Origin of the sequence: Mediterraneibacter gnavus ATCC 29149 (genome assembly GCF_008121495.1) — a bacterium.
GTDB classification, from domain to species: Bacteria; Bacillota; Clostridia; order Lachnospirales; family Lachnospiraceae; genus Mediterraneibacter; species Mediterraneibacter gnavus.
On the sequence record NZ_CP043051.1, the window covers coordinates 587600 to 607400 of the forward strand.

18 protein-coding genes are annotated in these 19801 nt (G+C 41.0%); all 18 read right to left on the reverse strand.

The annotated features are described in order from the left end of the window. Positions 1–9: 9 nt before the first annotated feature. Positions 10–843 (reverse strand): carbohydrate ABC transporter permease, encoded by an 834-nt coding sequence (locus tag FXV78_RS02995; RefSeq protein ID WP_039959879.1) that lies wholly within the window; start codon positions 841–843, stop codon positions 10–12. Beyond that, a complete protein-coding gene (locus FXV78_RS03000; protein ID WP_039959892.1) occupies positions 843–1730 on the reverse strand; it encodes a carbohydrate ABC transporter permease in 888 nt (295 codons plus the stop codon). The genes FXV78_RS02995 and FXV78_RS03000 overlap by 1 nt, the downstream gene beginning before the upstream one ends. Positions 1731–1778: 48 nt before the next feature. After that, complete coding sequence (locus tag FXV78_RS03005; RefSeq protein WP_004843638.1) at positions 1779–3116, reverse strand: ABC transporter substrate-binding protein; 1338 nt, start codon at positions 3114–3116, stop codon at positions 1779–1781. Between the two features lie 151 nt (positions 3117–3267). Then, positions 3268–4134, reverse strand: coding sequence for an AraC family transcriptional regulator (locus FXV78_RS03010; protein WP_004843639.1), 867 nt, complete (start codon positions 4132–4134; stop codon positions 3268–3270). A gap of 124 nt (positions 4135–4258) precedes the next feature. Further along, a complete protein-coding gene (locus FXV78_RS03015; protein WP_004843641.1) occupies positions 4259–4708 on the reverse strand; it encodes a NanQ anomerase/TabA/YiaL family protein in 450 nt (149 codons plus the stop codon). A gap of 15 nt (positions 4709–4723) precedes the next feature. Further along, on the reverse strand, positions 4724–5434 hold the full coding sequence (locus FXV78_RS03020) for an SGNH/GDSL hydrolase family protein (RefSeq protein ID WP_023923965.1): 711 nt from the start codon (positions 5432–5434) through the stop codon (positions 4724–4726). A 625-nt stretch (positions 5435–6059) separates the two neighbouring features. Continuing rightward, entirely contained in the window at positions 6060–6818 is a 759-nt protein-coding gene (locus FXV78_RS03025; protein ID WP_081448188.1) for a family 1 glycosylhydrolase, read from the reverse strand. Beyond that, the gene (locus tag FXV78_RS03030; RefSeq protein WP_004843646.1) at positions 6767–8020 is read right to left on the reverse strand and encodes a glycoside hydrolase family 140 protein; all 1254 of its coding nucleotides are present in this window, start codon (positions 8018–8020) and stop codon (positions 6767–6769) included. Before FXV78_RS03030 ends, FXV78_RS03025 begins: the two co-directional genes overlap by 52 nt. 18 nt (positions 8021–8038) lie before the next feature. Continuing rightward, positions 8039–9364, reverse strand: coding sequence for a glucose PTS transporter subunit IIA (locus tag FXV78_RS03035; protein WP_233447398.1), 1326 nt, complete (start codon positions 9362–9364; stop codon positions 8039–8041). Between the two features lie 10 nt (positions 9365–9374). Then, positions 9375–9752: a PTS transporter subunit EIIB gene (locus tag FXV78_RS18125; RefSeq protein ID WP_004843649.1), complete on the reverse strand. Its 378-nt coding sequence runs from the start codon at positions 9750–9752 to the stop codon at positions 9375–9377. Between the two features lie 207 nt (positions 9753–9959). After that, a complete protein-coding gene (locus FXV78_RS03040; protein ID WP_233447399.1) occupies positions 9960–10172 on the reverse strand; it encodes a hypothetical protein in 213 nt (70 codons plus the stop codon). After that, positions 10121–10750, reverse strand: a complete 630-nt coding sequence (locus FXV78_RS03045) for a type 1 periplasmic-binding domain-containing protein (protein ID WP_159308432.1) — start codon at positions 10748–10750, stop codon at positions 10121–10123. Before FXV78_RS03045 ends, FXV78_RS03040 begins: the two co-directional genes overlap by 52 nt. Positions 10751–10781: 31 nt before the next feature. Next, positions 10782–12122 (reverse strand): MATE family efflux transporter, encoded by a 1341-nt coding sequence (locus FXV78_RS03050; protein WP_004843654.1) that lies wholly within the window; start codon positions 12120–12122, stop codon positions 10782–10784. Between the two features lie 80 nt (positions 12123–12202). Beyond that, positions 12203–13009 (reverse strand): polysaccharide deacetylase family protein, encoded by an 807-nt coding sequence (locus FXV78_RS03055; protein ID WP_004843655.1) that lies wholly within the window; start codon positions 13007–13009, stop codon positions 12203–12205. Next, a complete protein-coding gene (locus FXV78_RS03060; RefSeq protein ID WP_004843657.1) occupies positions 13006–14055 on the reverse strand; it encodes a glycoside hydrolase family 88/105 protein in 1050 nt (349 codons plus the stop codon). The genes FXV78_RS03055 and FXV78_RS03060 overlap by 4 nt, the downstream gene beginning before the upstream one ends. Before the next feature lie 4 nt (positions 14056–14059). Then, positions 14060–17185 (reverse strand): rhamnogalacturonan lyase family protein, encoded by a 3126-nt coding sequence (locus FXV78_RS03065; RefSeq protein ID WP_039959894.1) that lies wholly within the window; start codon positions 17183–17185, stop codon positions 14060–14062. An 88-nt stretch (positions 17186–17273) separates the two neighbouring features. Beyond that, positions 17274–18827, reverse strand: coding sequence for an extracellular solute-binding protein (locus FXV78_RS03070; protein WP_004843661.1), 1554 nt, complete (start codon positions 18825–18827; stop codon positions 17274–17276). A 38-nt stretch (positions 18828–18865) separates the two neighbouring features. Then, a complete protein-coding gene (locus tag FXV78_RS03075) occupies positions 18866–19792 on the reverse strand; it encodes a carbohydrate ABC transporter permease (protein ID WP_004843664.1) in 927 nt (308 codons plus the stop codon). Between the last annotated feature and the right edge of the window lie 9 nt (positions 19793–19801).

Below are 19801 nucleotides of genomic sequence, written 5' to 3' on the forward strand. Positions count from 1 at the left end.
CCAATTTTTTTATTTTACTGCACCATCTGTCATTCCACCTGCAATTTTATTCTGAATAAACATAAAAAATATAACGGATGGAACTACTACGAGAGTTGATGCTGCCATCATATCTCCCCAGTTCAATATTTCAGCTCCCTGCAAAGATTTTAATGCCACGGAAACCGTCATTTTATCTGTACTGTTAATTAAAATCAATGAATATAAGAATTCATTCCATGCATTGATAAATGTATAAATTGCTGTTGCTACAATCCCCGGCATGACCAGAGGAAGAACAATCTGTACAAACGTTTGAAATTTATTGGCACCATCCACTCTTGCTGCTTCTTCAATCCCCAATGGCACCGTTTTGAAAAATCCTACCAGCATCCAGACTGCGTAAGGAACACTAAAGGATAGGTATACAATAATCAGACCGATCCGGGTATTAACTAATCCCAACTTTGCCATTACCATAGAATAGGGAATTGCCAGCAGAATGGGTGGAAACATGTATGTAGCTACAAGTACTTTTGACATAATGGAACCCAGTTTTGGAAAAAAACGTACAATCCCATAAGCCGCCATGGAAGAAATCACAATTGCAATGCACGTTGTGATAATGGCTATGAACAAACTGTTTCCAATATTTTTAGCAAATCCCAAATCCTGAATCACATGGGTAAAGTTATCTAAGGTAAAATGTTTCGGTAAGAATCTGGTAGGATTGGATGTCAATTCTCCCGATGCCTTCACCGAACACAACAGTATCCACACTAACGGGAAAAACGCAATCAATGATAAGATTATCAAATATAAATGGCAGAAAGCATTTCCGACTTTTCCTTTTCGATTCATCATCATTTATCCTCCTTTTCCCATTTTGCAATAATTGTAAAGTACACTACACATACCAACAGCAAAAATGCCAGCAATAACATGGTGACTGCAGAGGATCTTCCTAACAGTTTTGTATTCCAACCCATGTTGTAAGCATAAATCGGCATTGTTGTTGTTGCATTTGCCGGTCCACCACCGGTAAGCAGGTAAATAATATCAAAGTTATTGAATACCCAGATTGTACGAAGAACAACTAAAAGTCCAACAACAATCTTAATATGCGGTACTGTAATGAACCAAAACTGCTGAAACTTAGATGCACCATCAATCTGTGCCGCTTCATACTGATCCTGCGGAATTGTCTGCAAAGCAGATAATACATTCACCATGATCATCGGTGCACCAAACCATACATTGATAAAAATTAACGTCAGGAATACCAGACTGCTGTCACTAAGGAATTGTGGTAATTCGCTGCATATTCCAAGCTGAACCAGCATATTGGGAATAAATCCAGACACTCCATTTAAAATCCATTTCCAGGACAATGCTATTACAATGGATGGAAATGCCCACGGAATAATCATCAACGTACGATAAATACCTTTTCCTACTTTTACACGGTTAATTGCAAGAGCTGCTGTAAATCCAATAAATAACTGCCCTAATAATGAGCCTATAGTCCATAAAATAGAATTTAGGAATGCCTTATAAAAATTTGGATCTGTCAACACTTCCTTATAATTCGCCATTCCTATAAAATCATAGGTCAGCCGAATCAAGTGCTTTGATGTCATGCTATAATACAGGCTGGAAAATATTGGGTATATCAGCAAAACACCTACCACCAGCAACGCAGGTAGTACAAAAATCCAACGGGCATAATCTACTTTTTCTTTTCTTTTCATCATATATGCCTTTCCTCATTTCCTGGGCTATCTATCTAACCCGTTTTTTCATTGCTGCACGGTACTGAATAATTCATTTAATTGCTTTTCTGCTGTTTTGGCAGCCTTCTTCACATCCGTACCATTCGTAATAATATCCTGGAACATACTTTCAATGATTCCCTGAGAAGTAAGGAAACCTGCCTGAATGCTTGGACCATGCTCATATCCGATAGCGGTTCCCTTCTCCATTGCATCTGTAATCACATCGACTGCGTTGGAGAACTTTTGAACTGTCTCGTTTTCCTTATATTCCGGCGTATCAGAAATTCCACTAATGGAAGGAAGCATTCCTACTGGAGTCGCATCCAGGAATTTAATATAGGTATCTCTCTCATACAGTTTTTTCATAAAGGCTTTACAGATTTCCGGATGTTTTGAATTTCTCCAAATGACCATAGGAATATTAGAAGTCTCAGCTCCATAATCTGGATCATCTGCATTCAGCTTTGGAAGTGGCGCACAATCGATCTGATCGATCAAATCCGGAGAGTTGGTTTCCACCCCGCTAATCTGGAAACCCGAATTAAAATCAAATGCTGTTTTTCCCTGATAAAACAAATTTGCCTGATCCAATACAGCATAATTGACAGAATCTTTCGGAGAACAGTTTTTATAAATATCCAACCAGTATTTGATTCCATCTATTGCCAGGTCACTGGTCAGATCTGCTTTAAGGTCATCGGTCAAAAGACTCCCTCCCCCACTCCTGACATAAAAATTCAAAAACCTGGTTGCCATAAGATCATTTGAACCACAAGGGAAGGAACAGCCATACACACCATCTTTTGTAAGTGTTTTTGCAGCCTCAGCAAATTCATCCCATGTCTTAGGCACAGAAAGTCCTGCTTCCTCCAATAAATCCTTACGATACCACATAACCTGTGCGTGAGAATACAGTGGCAAGGAATAACATTCCCCATCTTTTTCACCTTCCGATAATGCCGTCTTTGAAAATTTGTCCCTTCCAATATCATCTATTAAGTCATCCACAGGCACCAAAGCATCTGCATTCATCATCTCTACCACATGCCCTGGAAGTGCAGTACTCATGTCTGGCACATTTCCTGAAGCCAGCCCCGTTGTCCATTTTGTGTAAAAATCTCCCCAAGAGAATGTTTCAATTTTAATATTTACTCCCGGATTATCTTTCATAAACTGGTCCGCGGTTTCCTGTATCACTTCCAGTCTTGGTCCTTGTGTAAAAGAATGCCAAAATGTAATATCTCCTTTCAGCTCCTCGGATGCCACTTGATTTGCTGCGCCCTCTTCTTTAGAACCACATCCCGCAAGTATGGTAGATGCAATCATTGTTCCGGCTAATAAAATAGCTGTTTTTTTCTTCATAATCTTACCCTCATTTGTTCGTTATGTTGTTATTTAGTTTCATTTTCCCAATGCAGCCACATCATTTGTTTTATTGTAATCTTATTTTAGTCACTATTTTTATACATATCTACTAAACGCACACTCAATAATAGCATTTTACACTCATTTTTTACTCTCTTGCTACTTTCCGATATTGATTCGGAGTAAAACCAAAGGCTGACTTAAATTCCCTTATAAAATAATTCGTGTCTTCATATCCACATGCATACGCAATATCATTGATATTGTCATTACTTACCAGTAAAGCCCTTGCTGCTGTTGTAAGCCGAATCTCTCTCACATATTCCATTGGTGTCTTTCCCATATTAATCTTAAATAGGCTGCTGAATCTCTGTTTACTAAGATCTGCCATTTCTGCCATCTTTTGTGGCGTGTACTTTTCACTTGGATGCAGAATAATATAATCTGCCACTATATAGATCCTTGGATCGATTTGCTCATTCTTCTTTGAATTCCTATCCCTTAATGACTTTTCCTCTATTGTTTCCACGAAATCTCCAGTCACCTTATCAACCTTATTCCCGTGCATAGCCAGCGAACCAATCAGAAGATCCAAATTCCCTCTTACAAAGCATTTTTTTACCATGGAATCCTTTTTTACCCACTTATAAATTTCTTTAAAGTAAACATCTTCTCCCTCATTGACCGAAACTCTTGGAATCCCATAATATTCCGCCAACATGTCTTCCCCTTCATAAAATACCGAGGTAGTAAAACGAAGACTGTAAAACTCAAAGGATTCACCGAGCGCACGACAAGACATTTTGCATCCCTGCGGGATATATACAATCTGATTTTCCTCCACAATAATTTCTTCCCCGTCAATACAAAGTTCCGCCTTTCCTTTTTCAATATATCGGAATATACTATACGGAATCACTGATTCCGGATACACCCATGTTCTTCCCATGGAATAAAACTCAATATATAAAAACGTAAATCGTATGTTATCTACCACTGACATATCATCCTCCATTGATTAAAAAAACGGCTATAATGACACACCAAGATTTCTCCCTTTCTTTGAATATTCCTTTAAAACAGATTCAAAGATCGGAAAAACCTAACTATGTATTATAGCTGCTTTCATCATAATTTCTTTAAACTTTAATTTTAACGACTATTTTTTTTACTATTTCCGGTGATTTATCCATCATTGCAACCTTATGTGCATCGCTTGGAAAGCACACCATAAACTCTCCTGCCTTCAATAGATAACCGCCTGATTCATCCCCTTGATAAAACCCGATATCTTTTTCTTCACTGAACGGCGTTTGGATTTGCAGACTACTTACATCAGCAGTTGCAATTCTTTCCACTCCTTCAATAATATAATGAACATCTATATACTTTTGATGTGCTTCATACATACACTCCTTTTCTTCCTTGCTAACAAATGATACTGGGTTCGCCACTATGACTCCTTTCTGAATTACGGTATCCGGAAATGCTTCTTCCCATCTTTTTATTTCTGCCAAATAGCATAATGCCTGATAGATTTTCCTGTCTTCCTTATAGTTTTCCTTATTCTGAATCGAATCAAATATCATCTCTGGTATCTCCTTTCAAATTAGAATCTCATATTTTTTTAACGTATTACGTAAAACTGTGGCCATGATCTGGTATCCTTTGGCATTTGGGTGCAGACCATCATAGGTAATCTTATCCAACGGCTTGTCTGTTCCTGGAAATACCATTGTAGCATAATAATTTACAAAAATAAGATTATTCTTCTTCGCCACTTCTGCCAGCCACTCATTCAGCTCTTTGATATAATTTTTTCTACTCCTTTCATCCATCAGGATCGGAATATGAATTGGTAAAAGAGATGTTAGAATCAAGCAGATATTTTCTTCTTTTGCCTGTTGTACAATTTCTGTAATATGCAGCTTTGCAGTTGCCACTACTTGATTATACGGTGTCGGCTCCAATCTTTTCCAATAATCCCCTTCCAGCTCTATGGAATCATTAATTCCTATTCCCAGGATACAATATCTTGGACGTAATTGAACTGCATCTGTATAAAATCGCTTTTTTAAGTACTTTGTTGTATCTCCCGCAATGCCCCTATTAACAAGAAAGTGATTACCACTTCCAAAATATGCATTTAGCTCCCAATACTCTGTAATGGAATCCCCAATAAAGAGAAAATCTGGCTTTTGGTTTGTGTAGCATAATGCATGATTTTTTATATCGAACTCTTTTCTTTTTTTATCCGCTGCAACATTTTCAGAGAAATATTCCAGCCTCATGTATCCTTCATCTGTTGAAATCATCTGTTGCCTCCTTTTGATTACTATAAATATGCGTTTGCAAAACACCACAAACCGCATAGATACAGCCTTTTTTGTTACAAAATAAAATATCTCCTCAAAACTCATTTGCAAAGTAAGATTCCTACCATAAAATTTGTATGTCCTATCTTCCTGATGATTTATTGCTCGCTGACATTACATAACTTATTACCGCAATAGTTGCTAATAAAATTCATCAATATAAGTATCCGTAGCCTGAAACCTCTGATTGTCTGACAACGTAGGACTCTATCTACATTTCCATCAGGATTGCAAACGTGTTTCTCAATTACCTATATTATAAAAAATAAGTGCATATTCCGAAACTGAATATGCACTCAAAAATAGTATTATACGCTTATTTCATTTCCTTTTTCACATAAAGAAGGTATGACATTCTCTGAAACTCTACCTGTGTGTTTATATCTTCATTAGAGAATTATTTCATTGTCCATAGCTATGTAATCAATAACCTGACAGATTCTAACACGCTGATCCTGGTTTTAAAACAGATGTTTGAAAATGAGTACTATTGTATCTTCCCTGATGGGAAAAAATTGCACCCACTCATACGGAAACGCGAGAACCGTCATTCTCCCACACAATACTATTCACTTAAATTTATATCTTCTTCACTATATAGCACTTCCCCGTTGCTTTCAATCACTTTCTGATACCAGTAAAATGATTTCTTCTTATACCGTTCCATCGTACCTGTTCCATCATCATTTCTGTCTACATAAATGTACCCATATCGTTTTTTTAATTCTGCAGTAGATGCACTGACAACATCGATACATCCCCAGGATGTGTATCCCATAATTTCCACGCCATCCTGAATCGCTTCCCCCACCTGTATCAGGTGATCCTTCAGATACTGAATCCGGTAATCATCCTCTACTGTTTTGTTTCCATTCTCATCTTCGACCAGAACATCTACAGCTCCCAATCCATTTTCTACAATGAACAGCGGCTTCTGATAGCGATCATAAAACATATTCAGCACATAGCGCAATCCTTTCGGATCGATCTGCCACCCCCAGTCACTTGCTTTGAGTGTTGGATTCGGTACTCCTCCCAGAAGATTTCCAAGACCTTTTTTCTGTTTTTCAGGATCTGATGTCGCACAGACACTCATATAATAACTAAATGATACAAAATCTACCGTATTTTTCAGAATTTCTTCATCTTCCGGAGCAAACTGAATCTGGATTCCATGCTCCCTGAAGTATCGTTTCATATATCCCGGATATTTTCCTCGTACATGCACATCTCCATAAAAATAGTTACGATGCTCTGCATCCATCGCCGCGATCACATCATCTGGCATGGATGCATTGCAATCTCTGTTTTTCCTTCTCTGCATACTGCACTTACATATGCTCTGTGCCCGGATGCCAGATCCATTGCCCTGATACTGCATCCATTCAACTCTCTTTTTAACACAACCTTCGTACTATGCGGAAGATACAACAGATATCTGCCATCTGTTGTCTGCGCCATACGAATCTGTGTTGTCTCATTCTCTAACACTTCCTGTGCCGGTATCAACTCTCCTGTATGAAGCTCATCAAGAAGCTGACGGATCATTCCATAATCCCACGCTCCCGGAAACTGTAGTGCTTCATTCCATGGAAACGGTGCGTCAAATCCTTCTCCAAGGATTGGATTTACGGGTTTGTTCAGTTTTTGCCAGTTCCAGATTCCATGAGCTCCATAAGTCACCCCTGCACAAGCCCCGGACAAAATGCTGCTCCATGCTGCTTTTCTGGTATCTTCTGCCTGAAAACGACCATATATTTTTCTGCGGAACCCCATCTGTTCATAACATGGTTCTGCATTGATCAATGGTTTTTTCGGATATTTCTTACGGAAATTTTCTGGAAGAACATATGCCATATCCTGCCCTTCCCGATTATGTCCGGACTGGAACATATAAAAATCCAGTTTTTCCAAAAATTCTTCCGGAAGAAAATCATATCCCCGTTTGATATGCATCGTTTTCAATGTATGCGGACTTTTTTCACATAAAACATCCAGTGCATCCCGATAATAGGACACTGCTTCCGGCGTATCAAAATCTGTATCTCCGCTTACAATGTAAATCGGCTCAAATCGATCAAAAACATGTACAATCTTTTCTGTATATGTTTTAACGAATTCCTTCGGCATCACATTACAATCCGTAACCTTGCTCCCCCATGTTCCCGGCACATAATTTAACCAGAGCACCACCAGCGCCAACTGAAATCCTTCCTCTTCCGCCAGTTCACACATTCTGACCGCATGCTCATAATACGCCTCATTCCACTTTGTAAAGTCAAACCGATGTCCATCCGCTGTCGCAAAGGGATACAGTCCGATATCCGAGATACAACGATCCCACTGCGGCATTGTATTGATCTGGAGAACGTTAAACCCCTGCTCTTTGCGTCTCTTCAGATAATAAATCCACTCATCCTCGGTTATATTTGTAAACGCACTCCAGATGGTATCTGCCAGATAAAAGAACGGCTTTTTATCCCGACAAAATGTGCTTTTATCCTCACTTACTGTTACTCTGCTCATGATACTCTCCTTTCGTTTCTATTTGGAAACACAGTTCAGCAGAACTTCTCCGCTCTTCACGGATTCCTCTGCTACCGTCTTAATTTGCATATAATCTGCTGTATTTGCAACAATGACCGGTGTTGTAATATCCAAACCTTCCTTTTTGATTCCTTCAATATTCGCTCTGACCAGAAGCTGTCCTGCTTTCACATAATCACCGGCTTTCACTTTTACAGCAAAACAGCTTCCATTTAAAGTCACCGTATCCATGCCTACATGGATCAAAATCTCTGCTCCGATATCTGATTTAATGCCTACTGCGTGTCCGGTTGGATACATCACACTGATTACTCCGTCACACGGTGCACAGATTTCTCCATTTTCTGGAATTACTGCCGCACCCTGTCCGAGGATTCCTCCCGCAAACGCTTCATCTCTTACCTCAGAAAGAGGAATTACTTTTCCACTGACCGGCGCCAGAAGCGCTTCATCTTTTGCCGGAATAATTTCCTGTGGTTCTTCTTTCTTTTCTTCTTTTTTCGGAAGCATATCATCACTATATCCAAAGAAATACGTTACAATCGCAGATCCAAAATAGGCGATCGCACACGCGATTAAAAATCCGACAAATCCGACACCGATATATCCCGGCAATGTCAAAATGCTTGTTCCAAGAAGTGTTGGTGCTCCTGTTCCTGCAGCAGCTACGATAGCTCCTGCAATTCCGGAAAATACCGCCCCGATGAAAAATGGTCTTTTAAACCGCAATGTAACTCCATAAATCGCAGGTTCTGTAATTCCTGCGAGAACTGCCGAAAGCGCTGCCGGACCTGCCAGTTCCTTAACTGATTTGTCTTTTGTTTTCAGGAACACACCAAGTGTAGCTCCTGCCTGTGCCATGTTATTGGGTCCAGTGATGGTAAACAATGTATCTCGTCCATACTCTGCAATATTATTCATAACAATCGGAACAAATCCCCAGTGTACACCAAACATGACTGCTGCCGGCCAGATCAGACCAAGCAGTCCCCCTGCAATAACCGGATTCAATCCCACCAGTCCTGTATATCCGGAAGCCAGTGCTTTTCCTACAGTATCTGCAATCGGCCCGATCACAAGATAAGTTGCCGGCACCATAATTGCCAGACTGAGAAGCGGCGTCAAAAAGGTTTTGCATACTGTCGGGACGATTTTCTTCAATCCTTTTTCCAGTTTAGAAAGTGCATATACTGAAATCACAATCGGGATTACAGATGAAGTATAGCTTACCAGCACAACCGGAATTTTTAAAAAGGTCAATGCCTCTCCGGCAGAATATGCAGCTGTCCGATCCGGATAAAGTAATGCCGCTGCAACTCCCACTGCCACGAACTCATTCGCTCTGAATTTTTTTGCTGCGGTATATGCCAGAAATACCAGAAATCGTATCCATAAATGTATTCAGGAGATTCTTTTTCTCCCCTGATTCCTCTGCATCACTCGGATTCTCCTTTTTTAAGTCTGTAACTTCAAAAATTGTATCATATACATCCGCTACATGCTGCCCGATTACAACCTGGATCTGACCACCGCTGTCAAGTACTGTAATCACTCCCTCCAACTGCTCCAGTTTTTTCTTATCTACATTCTGTATGTTTTTTACTTTAAATCGAAGCCTTGTTGCACAATGGATCAAAGTATTAACATTTTCCACCCCACCGATATATCTGACAATTTCCTTTGCCAGATTTTCATAGTTTTTCTTAGCCATGGTTGCATTCCTCCTGTTTTTTGTAAACTGTAACGCGCGTTCTTTATTTAAAACCAAGATAACATCTGACAGAAAAACTCTCAATCCCCTTTCATTTTTTCTGCTATTTTGCAGATTTCACTTCCGATATTCCCTGATTCTCTCCTCAAATTTATAAAAAATAACAGGCATTTAAATTTTCTTTAAATACCCGTCATCAAATATTTTTCACCCATAAATATATTTTGTTTTATCGAACACTGTTTCCCCTTCTGAAAGCCGGGTCTTATAGTATACTCTCATAATTTCTTCGTTTTCGTCTTCCATATAACGGAGCAGATGCTTCACTGCTGCTATGTGGCGTTTCGTATGGGTTCCTTTGATCAGTGTCAGTTCAAATCCCGGAAGTTCCACTGGTGCAACTGCATCAAATCCAAGCAAAGAGATGTCCCTTGGAATTCGTATATTCCGCTCAAGAAGCGCTTTGATCCCCACATGGAAATAACAGAACTTTCCAGAATAAACGCAGTCACTCCCCGCATTCCTTCATCCAGATATTTTCCCATCGAAAAAGCAGCTTCCTCTACATTACAGCCAAGCTGCCTGATACGATTGCTTGCGTCTCCACACTCCCGCTTTGCCATCTCCAGAACAAATGCTTCTCTTCTTTCGAGAAAATTGAAAATATCAATATCTTCTGCCAGATATACAATCCTGCTATGCCCCTTATCTACCAGATAATCTACACCTCTTCGGATTCCTTCCCGGTTATCGATCAGAAAACTATTGATTCCCTCTTCATAAAACAGATTATCTCCTGTTACAATCGGTATCTGAAGTTCTAAAAAGGGATAAATATCTGATTTTTCCATTTCTGCCGCCATGATGTAGATTCCTTTTACGTCCTTCTCCCTGCATTCAGCAATCAGATTCTCTACATGTTCACACTTTTCCTGAAACAGACGATATTCAAATGAATACCCAGATTTTTCCACAATCGCTTTTATCGTTTCAATCACAGGATGGCGCACCTGGTGGTCCACTAATCCATTACTCCTTATATGCTGATGAGCAGTGATGTTTATAATACAGAACCAGCATCACACTGCACAAGATCCATCCTAATGGGTATCCGAGCACAATCGGAATCATGGATTCTGATACTCTGGACACAACAAATAAGTAAATCTGCCGGAAGAGAATCGAATTTATCATCATAATCAACATCGGTCCTTTCGTCATTCCGATCCCTCTTAACGTACTGTCGTAAACTGAGTTGACACAGAGCGCAAGGTAAAACGGCATTTCTATATGGATAAATAATGTTCCGAATTTTACAACGTCCGGACTTTGGATAAACATGGATACCAACGATTCTGCGAAGAGATTAATTAGAATGATCATGCATATCGCAATCCCAAAGCACATTGTCAATCCTGTCCGGATTCCTTTTCTAATTCTGTCATATCGTTTTGCCCCATAATTCTGTCCGACAAATGTCATCAAACCAAGAGAAAGACTTTGAATCGGAAGCAGACAGAATTTATCAACTTTTCCATATGCTAACCATCCCGCCATTGCCGCTACACCGAAATGATTGATATACGACTGTACAAATACATTAGAGAATGACACAACTGCCGACTGTAATGCCATCGGTAATCCGACGCGTACTATCTTTCCTATCATTTCCGGATTGAGTCTGATCCTATTCCAAACCACTCGATAACTTGCCCGTTCTCTGCTCAGAACGATCATTACAAGGACAGCAGATGCCCCTTGCGAAATAACCGTAGCATACGCCGCTCCTTCTACGCCCAGACTGAACCCTGCCACAAAAATCAAATCCAGGACGATATTCAAAACGGTTGAAAAGATAAGGAAATATAACGGTCGACGGGAGTCACCTACTGCCCGAAGGATTCCAGCTCCCATATTATAAAAGAGAAGCCCTGTTACTCCGAGAAAATAAATTCTCAGATATGCATCTGCCTGTACAAATACCTCTGCTGGTGTATTCATCAATTTAAGCATTTGTGTCCTGAATCCCAGCGCGCACACCGTACAAATCACGCTCATAACAAATGTAAGCCCAATCGTTGTGTTTACCGCAATCTGTACATTCTTCTCATCTTTTGCTCCGAAATACTGCGAAATGATAATTCCTGCTCCTGTAGAAAGTCCCATAAAAAAGCCGATAAACGTATTGATCAGATTATCTGTCGTTCCGATTGCTGCCAGAGCTTCTTTCCCGACATAATTACCTACAATAATACTATCCGCCGTATTGTAAAGCTGCTGAAAAAAACTTCCCATCATCAGTGGAATCGAAAACAGTAATAATTTCTTCCAGATTTTTCCTTCTGTCATTGAAACAACTTTTGTACTCATTTGTTTCTTCACTCCGTTCCTGTTTCTTTCCTCATTTGTTACTGTTCACAGGGAACCTGTGAGCAGTAACCCGCATTTTACTATATATTGACCGTCTTTCCACCTGGCACTTCCACGATCATTCCATCGACATTAATCCATACAGAATCAAATCCTGGATTATATACTTTATCTGCATCAATTGTAAACTTCAAATTTTTTGCAGCCTTCATATAATCCACAATTTCAATATTCGTCGCATACCATATATCTTCCCGATTTCCCACAAGCTGACAGAATTCTTCTATCAGCTCCCAGTTATTATCTCTTGTAAACTCAAAGCTGTGCCCCCATACATACATCATGTATAAGTACTGTGCTTTAAATAATTCAACAAACTTCTGGCCGTTTTCCAGCAGATTGTGATTGTGATGGCAGGTTGCCGTCCATTTCAGATAATTCTCCGGCATACCAAAGCTATCCGTACTTCCTACAGTCCGACAGTACTCAATTCCCAGTCCCGGAAGCAACCCGACAATTTCATCATTGCAGGAACCATTCGGATAAGACATTCCTCTTACCGGATATCCAACCGCTCTCTCAAGCGCACGTCGATCCTCCAGCACCTGCATAGCGGTCTGCTCAATCGGACATCGACTGATTGTCGGATGCAGTACGGTATGGCAGGATACCTCATGTCTCTGATAAAGCGTTTTCCACTCTTCCACCTGGATTCGTTCTTCATCTACCAAGCCTGAATTCAAGTGAAATGTCCCACGAACTCCATTTTGATTCATAATTTCCACGAGACGTCTGTCTTCCACCCGTCCATCATCGTAACTAAGCGTCAGAACCTTATGCTTTCCTTTCGGAAAACATACATAGATATTTTTCAATTTGTTCCTCATAACGCACCATCCCCTGTAATATTTTCCACATTCAATACTGCGCTGAAGAATGCAAGTGCCATTCCCTGGCCCCATCCCTGGATCCATTTTTTCGAAATACCACAGTAACCCTCCCGGTCTTTCATCACCGCCGTGCCTCCGGATACATCGGTCACTCTGCCATCCGGATTTACATGTGCGAGAATTCCATCGATTGATTTCTGCACATATTTCAAATGAAGCGGATTTCCTTTCAAAGTCAATGCAGCTGCAATCCCCGCAGACGCAGAGATTTCTTCATAGGACTCTTCATCATCCAGGATTGTTCTCCAAAGTCCATTCTCTGTCTGTAATAATTTCAATGCTGACAACTGCTCATTCAGACTTCCTACAATTTCAAGATACTGTGGATATAGATAGCATTCCGGCAGAATTCGTCCCACCTGACACATTGTATAAGCTCCCCAGCAGTTTGCTCTTCCCCAGTGGAAACCTGACATATGATCTTTTGTGATGTTATTGTATCCGTGATACCACAATCCGTTTTCTTCATCTTGAAGATACTGGATATGCCAACAGAACTGATTCAACGCATCATCAATCAATTCTGCATCTTCTGTCATTACACCTACCCGCAGCATAAAGAACGCTGCCATAAATAGCGTATCCGCCCAACACTGCTCCGGAAAATCATTCTTTGCAGAAACCGTATGCTGCAATACGTGATTTCCGAAACGAAGTGCATCATTTCTCAGATAGGCAATTTTAAACTGGATCAGATCCATGTATTTCTCTTCACCGGTAGCCTGATACAGCGTGATCAGACAATGCCCCATCGCGCAGGTGTTTACTGTCCAGACAGGAAGTCCAAGTTCAATCAGTTCATCTACCCTCTCTTTTAATACGTTCAGATATTCCTGCTTTTTTGTTGCCTCATATGCTTCTGCAATTCCGTAATACGCGACTCCGCATGGCCAGTCCCATGTCATATCCATACGCATCGTACGCGCAACGATTTTATCCATTTGCTCTTCTAAGTTTGCTTTATTGTATTCTAATTTCCCCATTGTTTTATTCCTTTCCGATTAACTTTTTGATTTCTTCTGCTACAAAATGCGCATACAGTTGTGCTCCTGCCTCTTGTAGATGGACGTTGTCTTCACGATACCATACAGCAGTTTGTTCTTCTCCTGCCTTTGCACATGCTTTTCTTGTAATCCCCAGCATATCCACATATGGAATATTTTCTTTATCTGCAAGCTTCTTCATTTCTTTTGCATATTTCGGAAGTAATGCATCGATTTTTGCGTTTTCTCCCTGTTCATTTGCCAGACACGGACGCAGACAGATTGACGAAATCAGAATCGGATACGCCTTCTTTTCTCTTGCCACTCTTATATATTCCATAAGAGATTCTCCAAATGTTTCCAGCGGAACATAGCGTTCTTTTTTCTCTGCTGCCGCATCATTATGTCCGAACTGTATCAACAGATAATCTCCACTCTTCATCTGATTTTTGATGTCCTCAAGTCGACCTTCTTCTCTAAAAGATCTGGAGGATCGACCTGCCATCGCACAATTGTCAACGATAATATGTCTGGTTTCATAGCTCATTTCCTGCGAAAACGGACTGCTGTCCCGATGCGCTTCTTTCCAACAGTTTTCGGCTTCCAGGGCGTCAACAAGCTTTTCTCCCCATCCGGTCTGTGGTCTTTCTGACTCATGATAACTCTGTGCCGTCGAATCTCCTGCAAGATACAATACCGGCTTACGTTTCATCTCCGGCAGTACCTGCCTGAAATCCATATCCGAAGCATAATAAAACTTCGTATACCCCGGCTGGTTATAGCAGTTATTCTGCCATGCCACTCCACACCGATACTGCACATCATGCATCAAAGTAAACAATTTATGTTCCGTCAATTCCGTTGAACTATAAATTCGGATTGCGGAACTGTCGCTTGTCCGCAGAAGGATCTCCTCCCGGAAATCCCCGAAGATATCAGCCACAAGACATGGATTTCCTTTGGTACCGTTATTTGTCAGCGTATTCTCCGGACGGAGCATCTCGCCGTGTATCATATCACTGATCACTCCTGTTGCAGTTTCATGAAGATAATCCTCGCCGTCCGTAATCTGTGTCGTCAGATCTGATGCCCAGCGAATCGACATATTGCTGCCCGGCGAACCTGCCTCCAAAAGAGTTCCGTGACAGTCATATGTCCCTTTTCCGTTCACCCAGCACTGTAGCCCCCTTGCATTGGGATGAATATCTCCAATCATGCATCTTCCCAGATCTTCCTCCGCATATTCTCCAAACACAACTTCTCCATTTTCCGCATGACGCAGGGCATACCCGTATGGAGCGTTAATCCCTTCTTCAAAAACATTAAAAATCTCCAGCCCCGGACGATCCGGATCGATATCTGCCACATGCATGGCATCTCCGTGTCCAAACTTAGCTTCTCTTCCGTCTGGCAGCATTCCATAAGAACTGTATAATAAACTTCCGTCATGATCGATACATGCTGCTCCGTAAATGATTTCCATACAGCCGTCCCCATCTACATCTGCTGTTGCAAGCGAATGATTTCCCTGTCCCGCAAGTTTACCGTACACCGGATCCTCTCCTTTTTTCAGATGCGGATTATCATGAAATGGATTGTTCATTGGAACAAACCCACTGTCTACCTTCCACTCCGTCTCAAATTTGTTTTCAAAGAAACGATATGCCGTCAGTGTTGATCTTGTGTAATAGCCACGGCATACAATCAGATACGGACGTTCTCCATCCAGATAGGCCACTCCCGACAGGAATCGATCCACACGGTTACACGGTTCGATTCGTTTCATTGCATAATCTCCCCATCGCAGACCATCATCAGTACGCCCGACAGGAAACTCTATTGTTTCCAGTTCCTCGCCATTCCCGGCAAACATCGTCAAATACTCCGGGCCTTCATATATGAAGCCTTCAAACTCTCTCAAGCAATTTTTATCACTTCTTTCTTTCGCATACACATCAATAAAATAATCCGTCAATTGACGCGCATCCTGCTCTGACAGCGGATACTCAAATCTTTGCTCTGTCCCAAAACATTCTTCTAGTGTAGACGGCCATGTACCACTGATAACTTCCGGCTGCTCATGCCAGCTTTGGAATACCTTTACCAGATGTTCATAATAATCTTCGGCCGAACAAACATATGAATCTTCATGCGTGATTCCCGCACACATATCTTTTTCTGGTATTGTGATATATTGTTCTTTTTCTTTGCCTTCGAAGAAAATCGTCATTTTCGTACCCGGTGCCGTTTTCACTGCCATCTCCGCCTGTCCATCTCCATTAAAGTCATAACAGATAAACTGGGTATAATGAGCACCGGCTCGTATATTTTCTCCCATGTCCAGGCGCCACATCAATTCTCCATCCAATTTATAACAATCCAGATAGCAGTGACCGGTATATCCTTTGATCGAGACATCATGGGAGTTGGACGGATCCCATTTCACAATATACTCATACTCTCCATCGCCGTCTACATCCGCCACAGACATATCGTTTGCTGAATATGTAAATGCTTCTCCTGCCGGGGTAATTCCGTCTGCCGGTTTCTGAATAGGAATATCATAATACCCATTTTCCCAAACATTTACACACTCACACCTGGATAAGATGTTTCCATTTATGACAGGTGCCACACTATACTGATCATCCATACCACCTTGAATATCCAGATAATTCATACTGTCATTCACCTCAGCGATGCTTTCTCCGTTTCTATAAATAACAAATCCGACGCCGTCAAGCCCTCTTCCATCTTCTCTTACTCCGGTCACCTCTGTAAGGAACAATCGCCAGCTTAAGAAAACACCTTCCCTGCACGGCACTGCGATCAGACCGCGCTTCAGTTGCTCCAGTTGTTCCTTCTGAATATAATGAACCGGTGTCACGAACAGCTCCTCTGCCGTTTCTTTTCCATCTATCACCGGAACCAGTTTTAGATAATGCGGCCGGTGCGTTGATTTTTTCAATCGATAAACCCTCTCTTGATCTGCCGGAATTTCCCCTATCATCTGATACCTTACTTGCTCTCCCTCACGGTCAGACCAGTAAATTCTGTAGCTTTGTGCGCCAATAGCTTCATCCCACATGATTACTGCCTCGTTGCGGGTGATCTGTGCTAATTCCATCATCTTGTTTTCCTTTCCGCAGTTTCCTATAGAAACACAAAAGGCTCCAACCAGTTTTCCTGCTGAAGCCTTTCTCACTACTCTAATTCATTTATTTATCGGCTTTATACAGCTCGTTTACTTCCTCAACAAGTCTGTCTCCTCCACGATCAAGCCACAACTGTGCTGCATCCTCAAGACCTTTCTTATCGATCTGTCCACAAATGTACTGTGTTCTTGCATCTTCGATAATCTGCTCAATATCTGTACCAACTTCTGCATTCACCTCTGAGTTTGCAAGATATCCCAGTGCCGGATTGCTTACAGCAAATGGCTCGTTATACTCATAGGACTCGTATCTTGCCTTCTGAACTTCATCCATCTCCAGTGACGGGCTCTGAGAAAGAAGGTTCGGAATATATGCTTCTGCCTGGTTCAGACCTGTATTCGGAAGACTTGACATTTCAAAATCACCGCTCTTTTCAATGTTTCCATTCTCGTTGATTGTATAGCTGATATCTTCCAGTCCGTAATCAGCCAAAACCATCATCTCGTCATCACACATTTTATCCAGGAATGTAAGACAGTTTTTCAGATCTTCTTCTGTTTTAGCACCTGCTTTTGTAATCATATAGAAACCATTGTATCCGCTTGTCGCCAGTGTTTTTTCCTCAATAGGTCCTACAAGCTGCATCGTTGCGGTCTTAGAAGAGTCCACTACAGATGTGATGTTATTTGTTTTAAAGTAATCCCAGATTCTTGTACCGCCGTCCATGACATCTACGAATACTCCTGTTTCTCCCTTCTTACATGCCTCCTGGAATGTACCAGAATCAATTGTTGCCCAGTCTTTTCTTACCAGACCTTCATCATAGATTTTCTTCATCCAATCCAGTGCTTCCTGATACTCTTCTGTCTGGTGAACCGGAACCATTTTTCCATTCTCTTCTACCCATTCATTTCCTGTACCAAACCATGTCTGGATTACATCCAAAGGTCCTGTATACTTTGTAAGTTCAAGACCATATGTATCATCTACACCGTTTCCGTCCGGATCCTCATATGTAAATTTGTAAAGCATCTCGTATACATCTTCAATTGTCTTCGGATCTTCTGTGATTCCAACTTTCTCTGCCCAGTCTTTTCTGTAAGAAAGACCTAAACGACCTTTGGCACGCGCACGATATAATCCGATGATCTGACCGTCCACTGTAAGTGCTTTTGAAACTTCCGGATCTGCCTGGGAGAGATTCGGATATGCTTCTGAATCTTCCAGATATGATGTCAGATCCCAAAACGCACCTTTCTTTGCGGCATCTACAATATTTGCACTCAGTTCTACATTTGATGTAAGAATCATCGGCATATTATCTTTATCCATCAATGTCAATCCAAGTTTTTCTTTGTATGTACCGTCATTCTCAAATTTCCACTCTACACTGACTCCTGTGTAATCTTCATATTTCTTGATTACTTCATCAGAATGCTCATTCTGAAGCTCTGTGCCGTAAAAAGCCGGAACCATCATACTGATGACCGGTTTCCCGTCTTCTGTTGTTGATGATGTGGATTCCTTTTTATCGGAAGAACCACCACATGCTGCCATTGACATTGCTGTTACACCCGCGAGGGTAATTGCTGTTGCTTTTTTCCATGTTTTTCTCATAATCTTTTCCCTTCTTTTTATATAAATTGTATTTTATATCATCCTTTTACTGCTCCAACCATAACACCCTTCGTAAAATACTTCTGGATGAACGGATAAATGATCAAAATCGGAATGGTCGCAACTACTGTCGTTGCCATCTTCACTGACTGCTCCGGAGGTGTACCGAATGCACCGAAGTCCATCCCACTCTGTGTTGCCACAGAGGACGTCATAAAGATGATTCTTCGAAGTACGATCTGAATTACTTCTTTCTTAGAATCCGAAATGTACATCATTGCATTGAAATACGAATTCCAGTGCGTAACTGCATAGAACAAAGATACACTCGCAAGTACCGGTTTTGAAAGCGGAAGAATAATCTTCATAAATATCTGTAGATCGTTACATCCATCCAGCCTTGCCGATTCCTCCAACTCCATCGGAAGTCCCTGAAAATAGTTTTTAATAATGATCATATTAAACGGATTGATTGCTCCCGGCAGCCATAATGCCCAGAAAGAATCTCTCAAATTCAACACATTTGCTACAAGAATATAAGTCGGAACCATACCTCCTGTAAAGAGCATCGTTACAATTACCATGTTAATAAAAAAGTTTCTTCCTTTAAAATAGTTTCTTGATAACGGATACGCTAATGTACATGATAAAAACATATTTATCGCAACACCAACCACCGTTACAAAAACCGAATTGAGAAGTCCTCTGATTGTTTCACCATTTGCAAAGATATATTTGTATGCATTCAGTGATATTGTATGCGGGATTATGAAAAATGCCCGTTCTGTCAGTTCTTTTTCTGTCGCAAAGGATCCTGCGATTACATAGAGAAAAGGAAGCAGAGTAATCAGCGCAAACGATGCAATAAACAAATAAATCAGCACCTGCACCGCCTGATCAGCCGGACTTCGTTTAATTTTCCTTCCCTGCATGCCATTTTTTACGCTTGCTTTCATTTTTGCCATTTTTCTCAC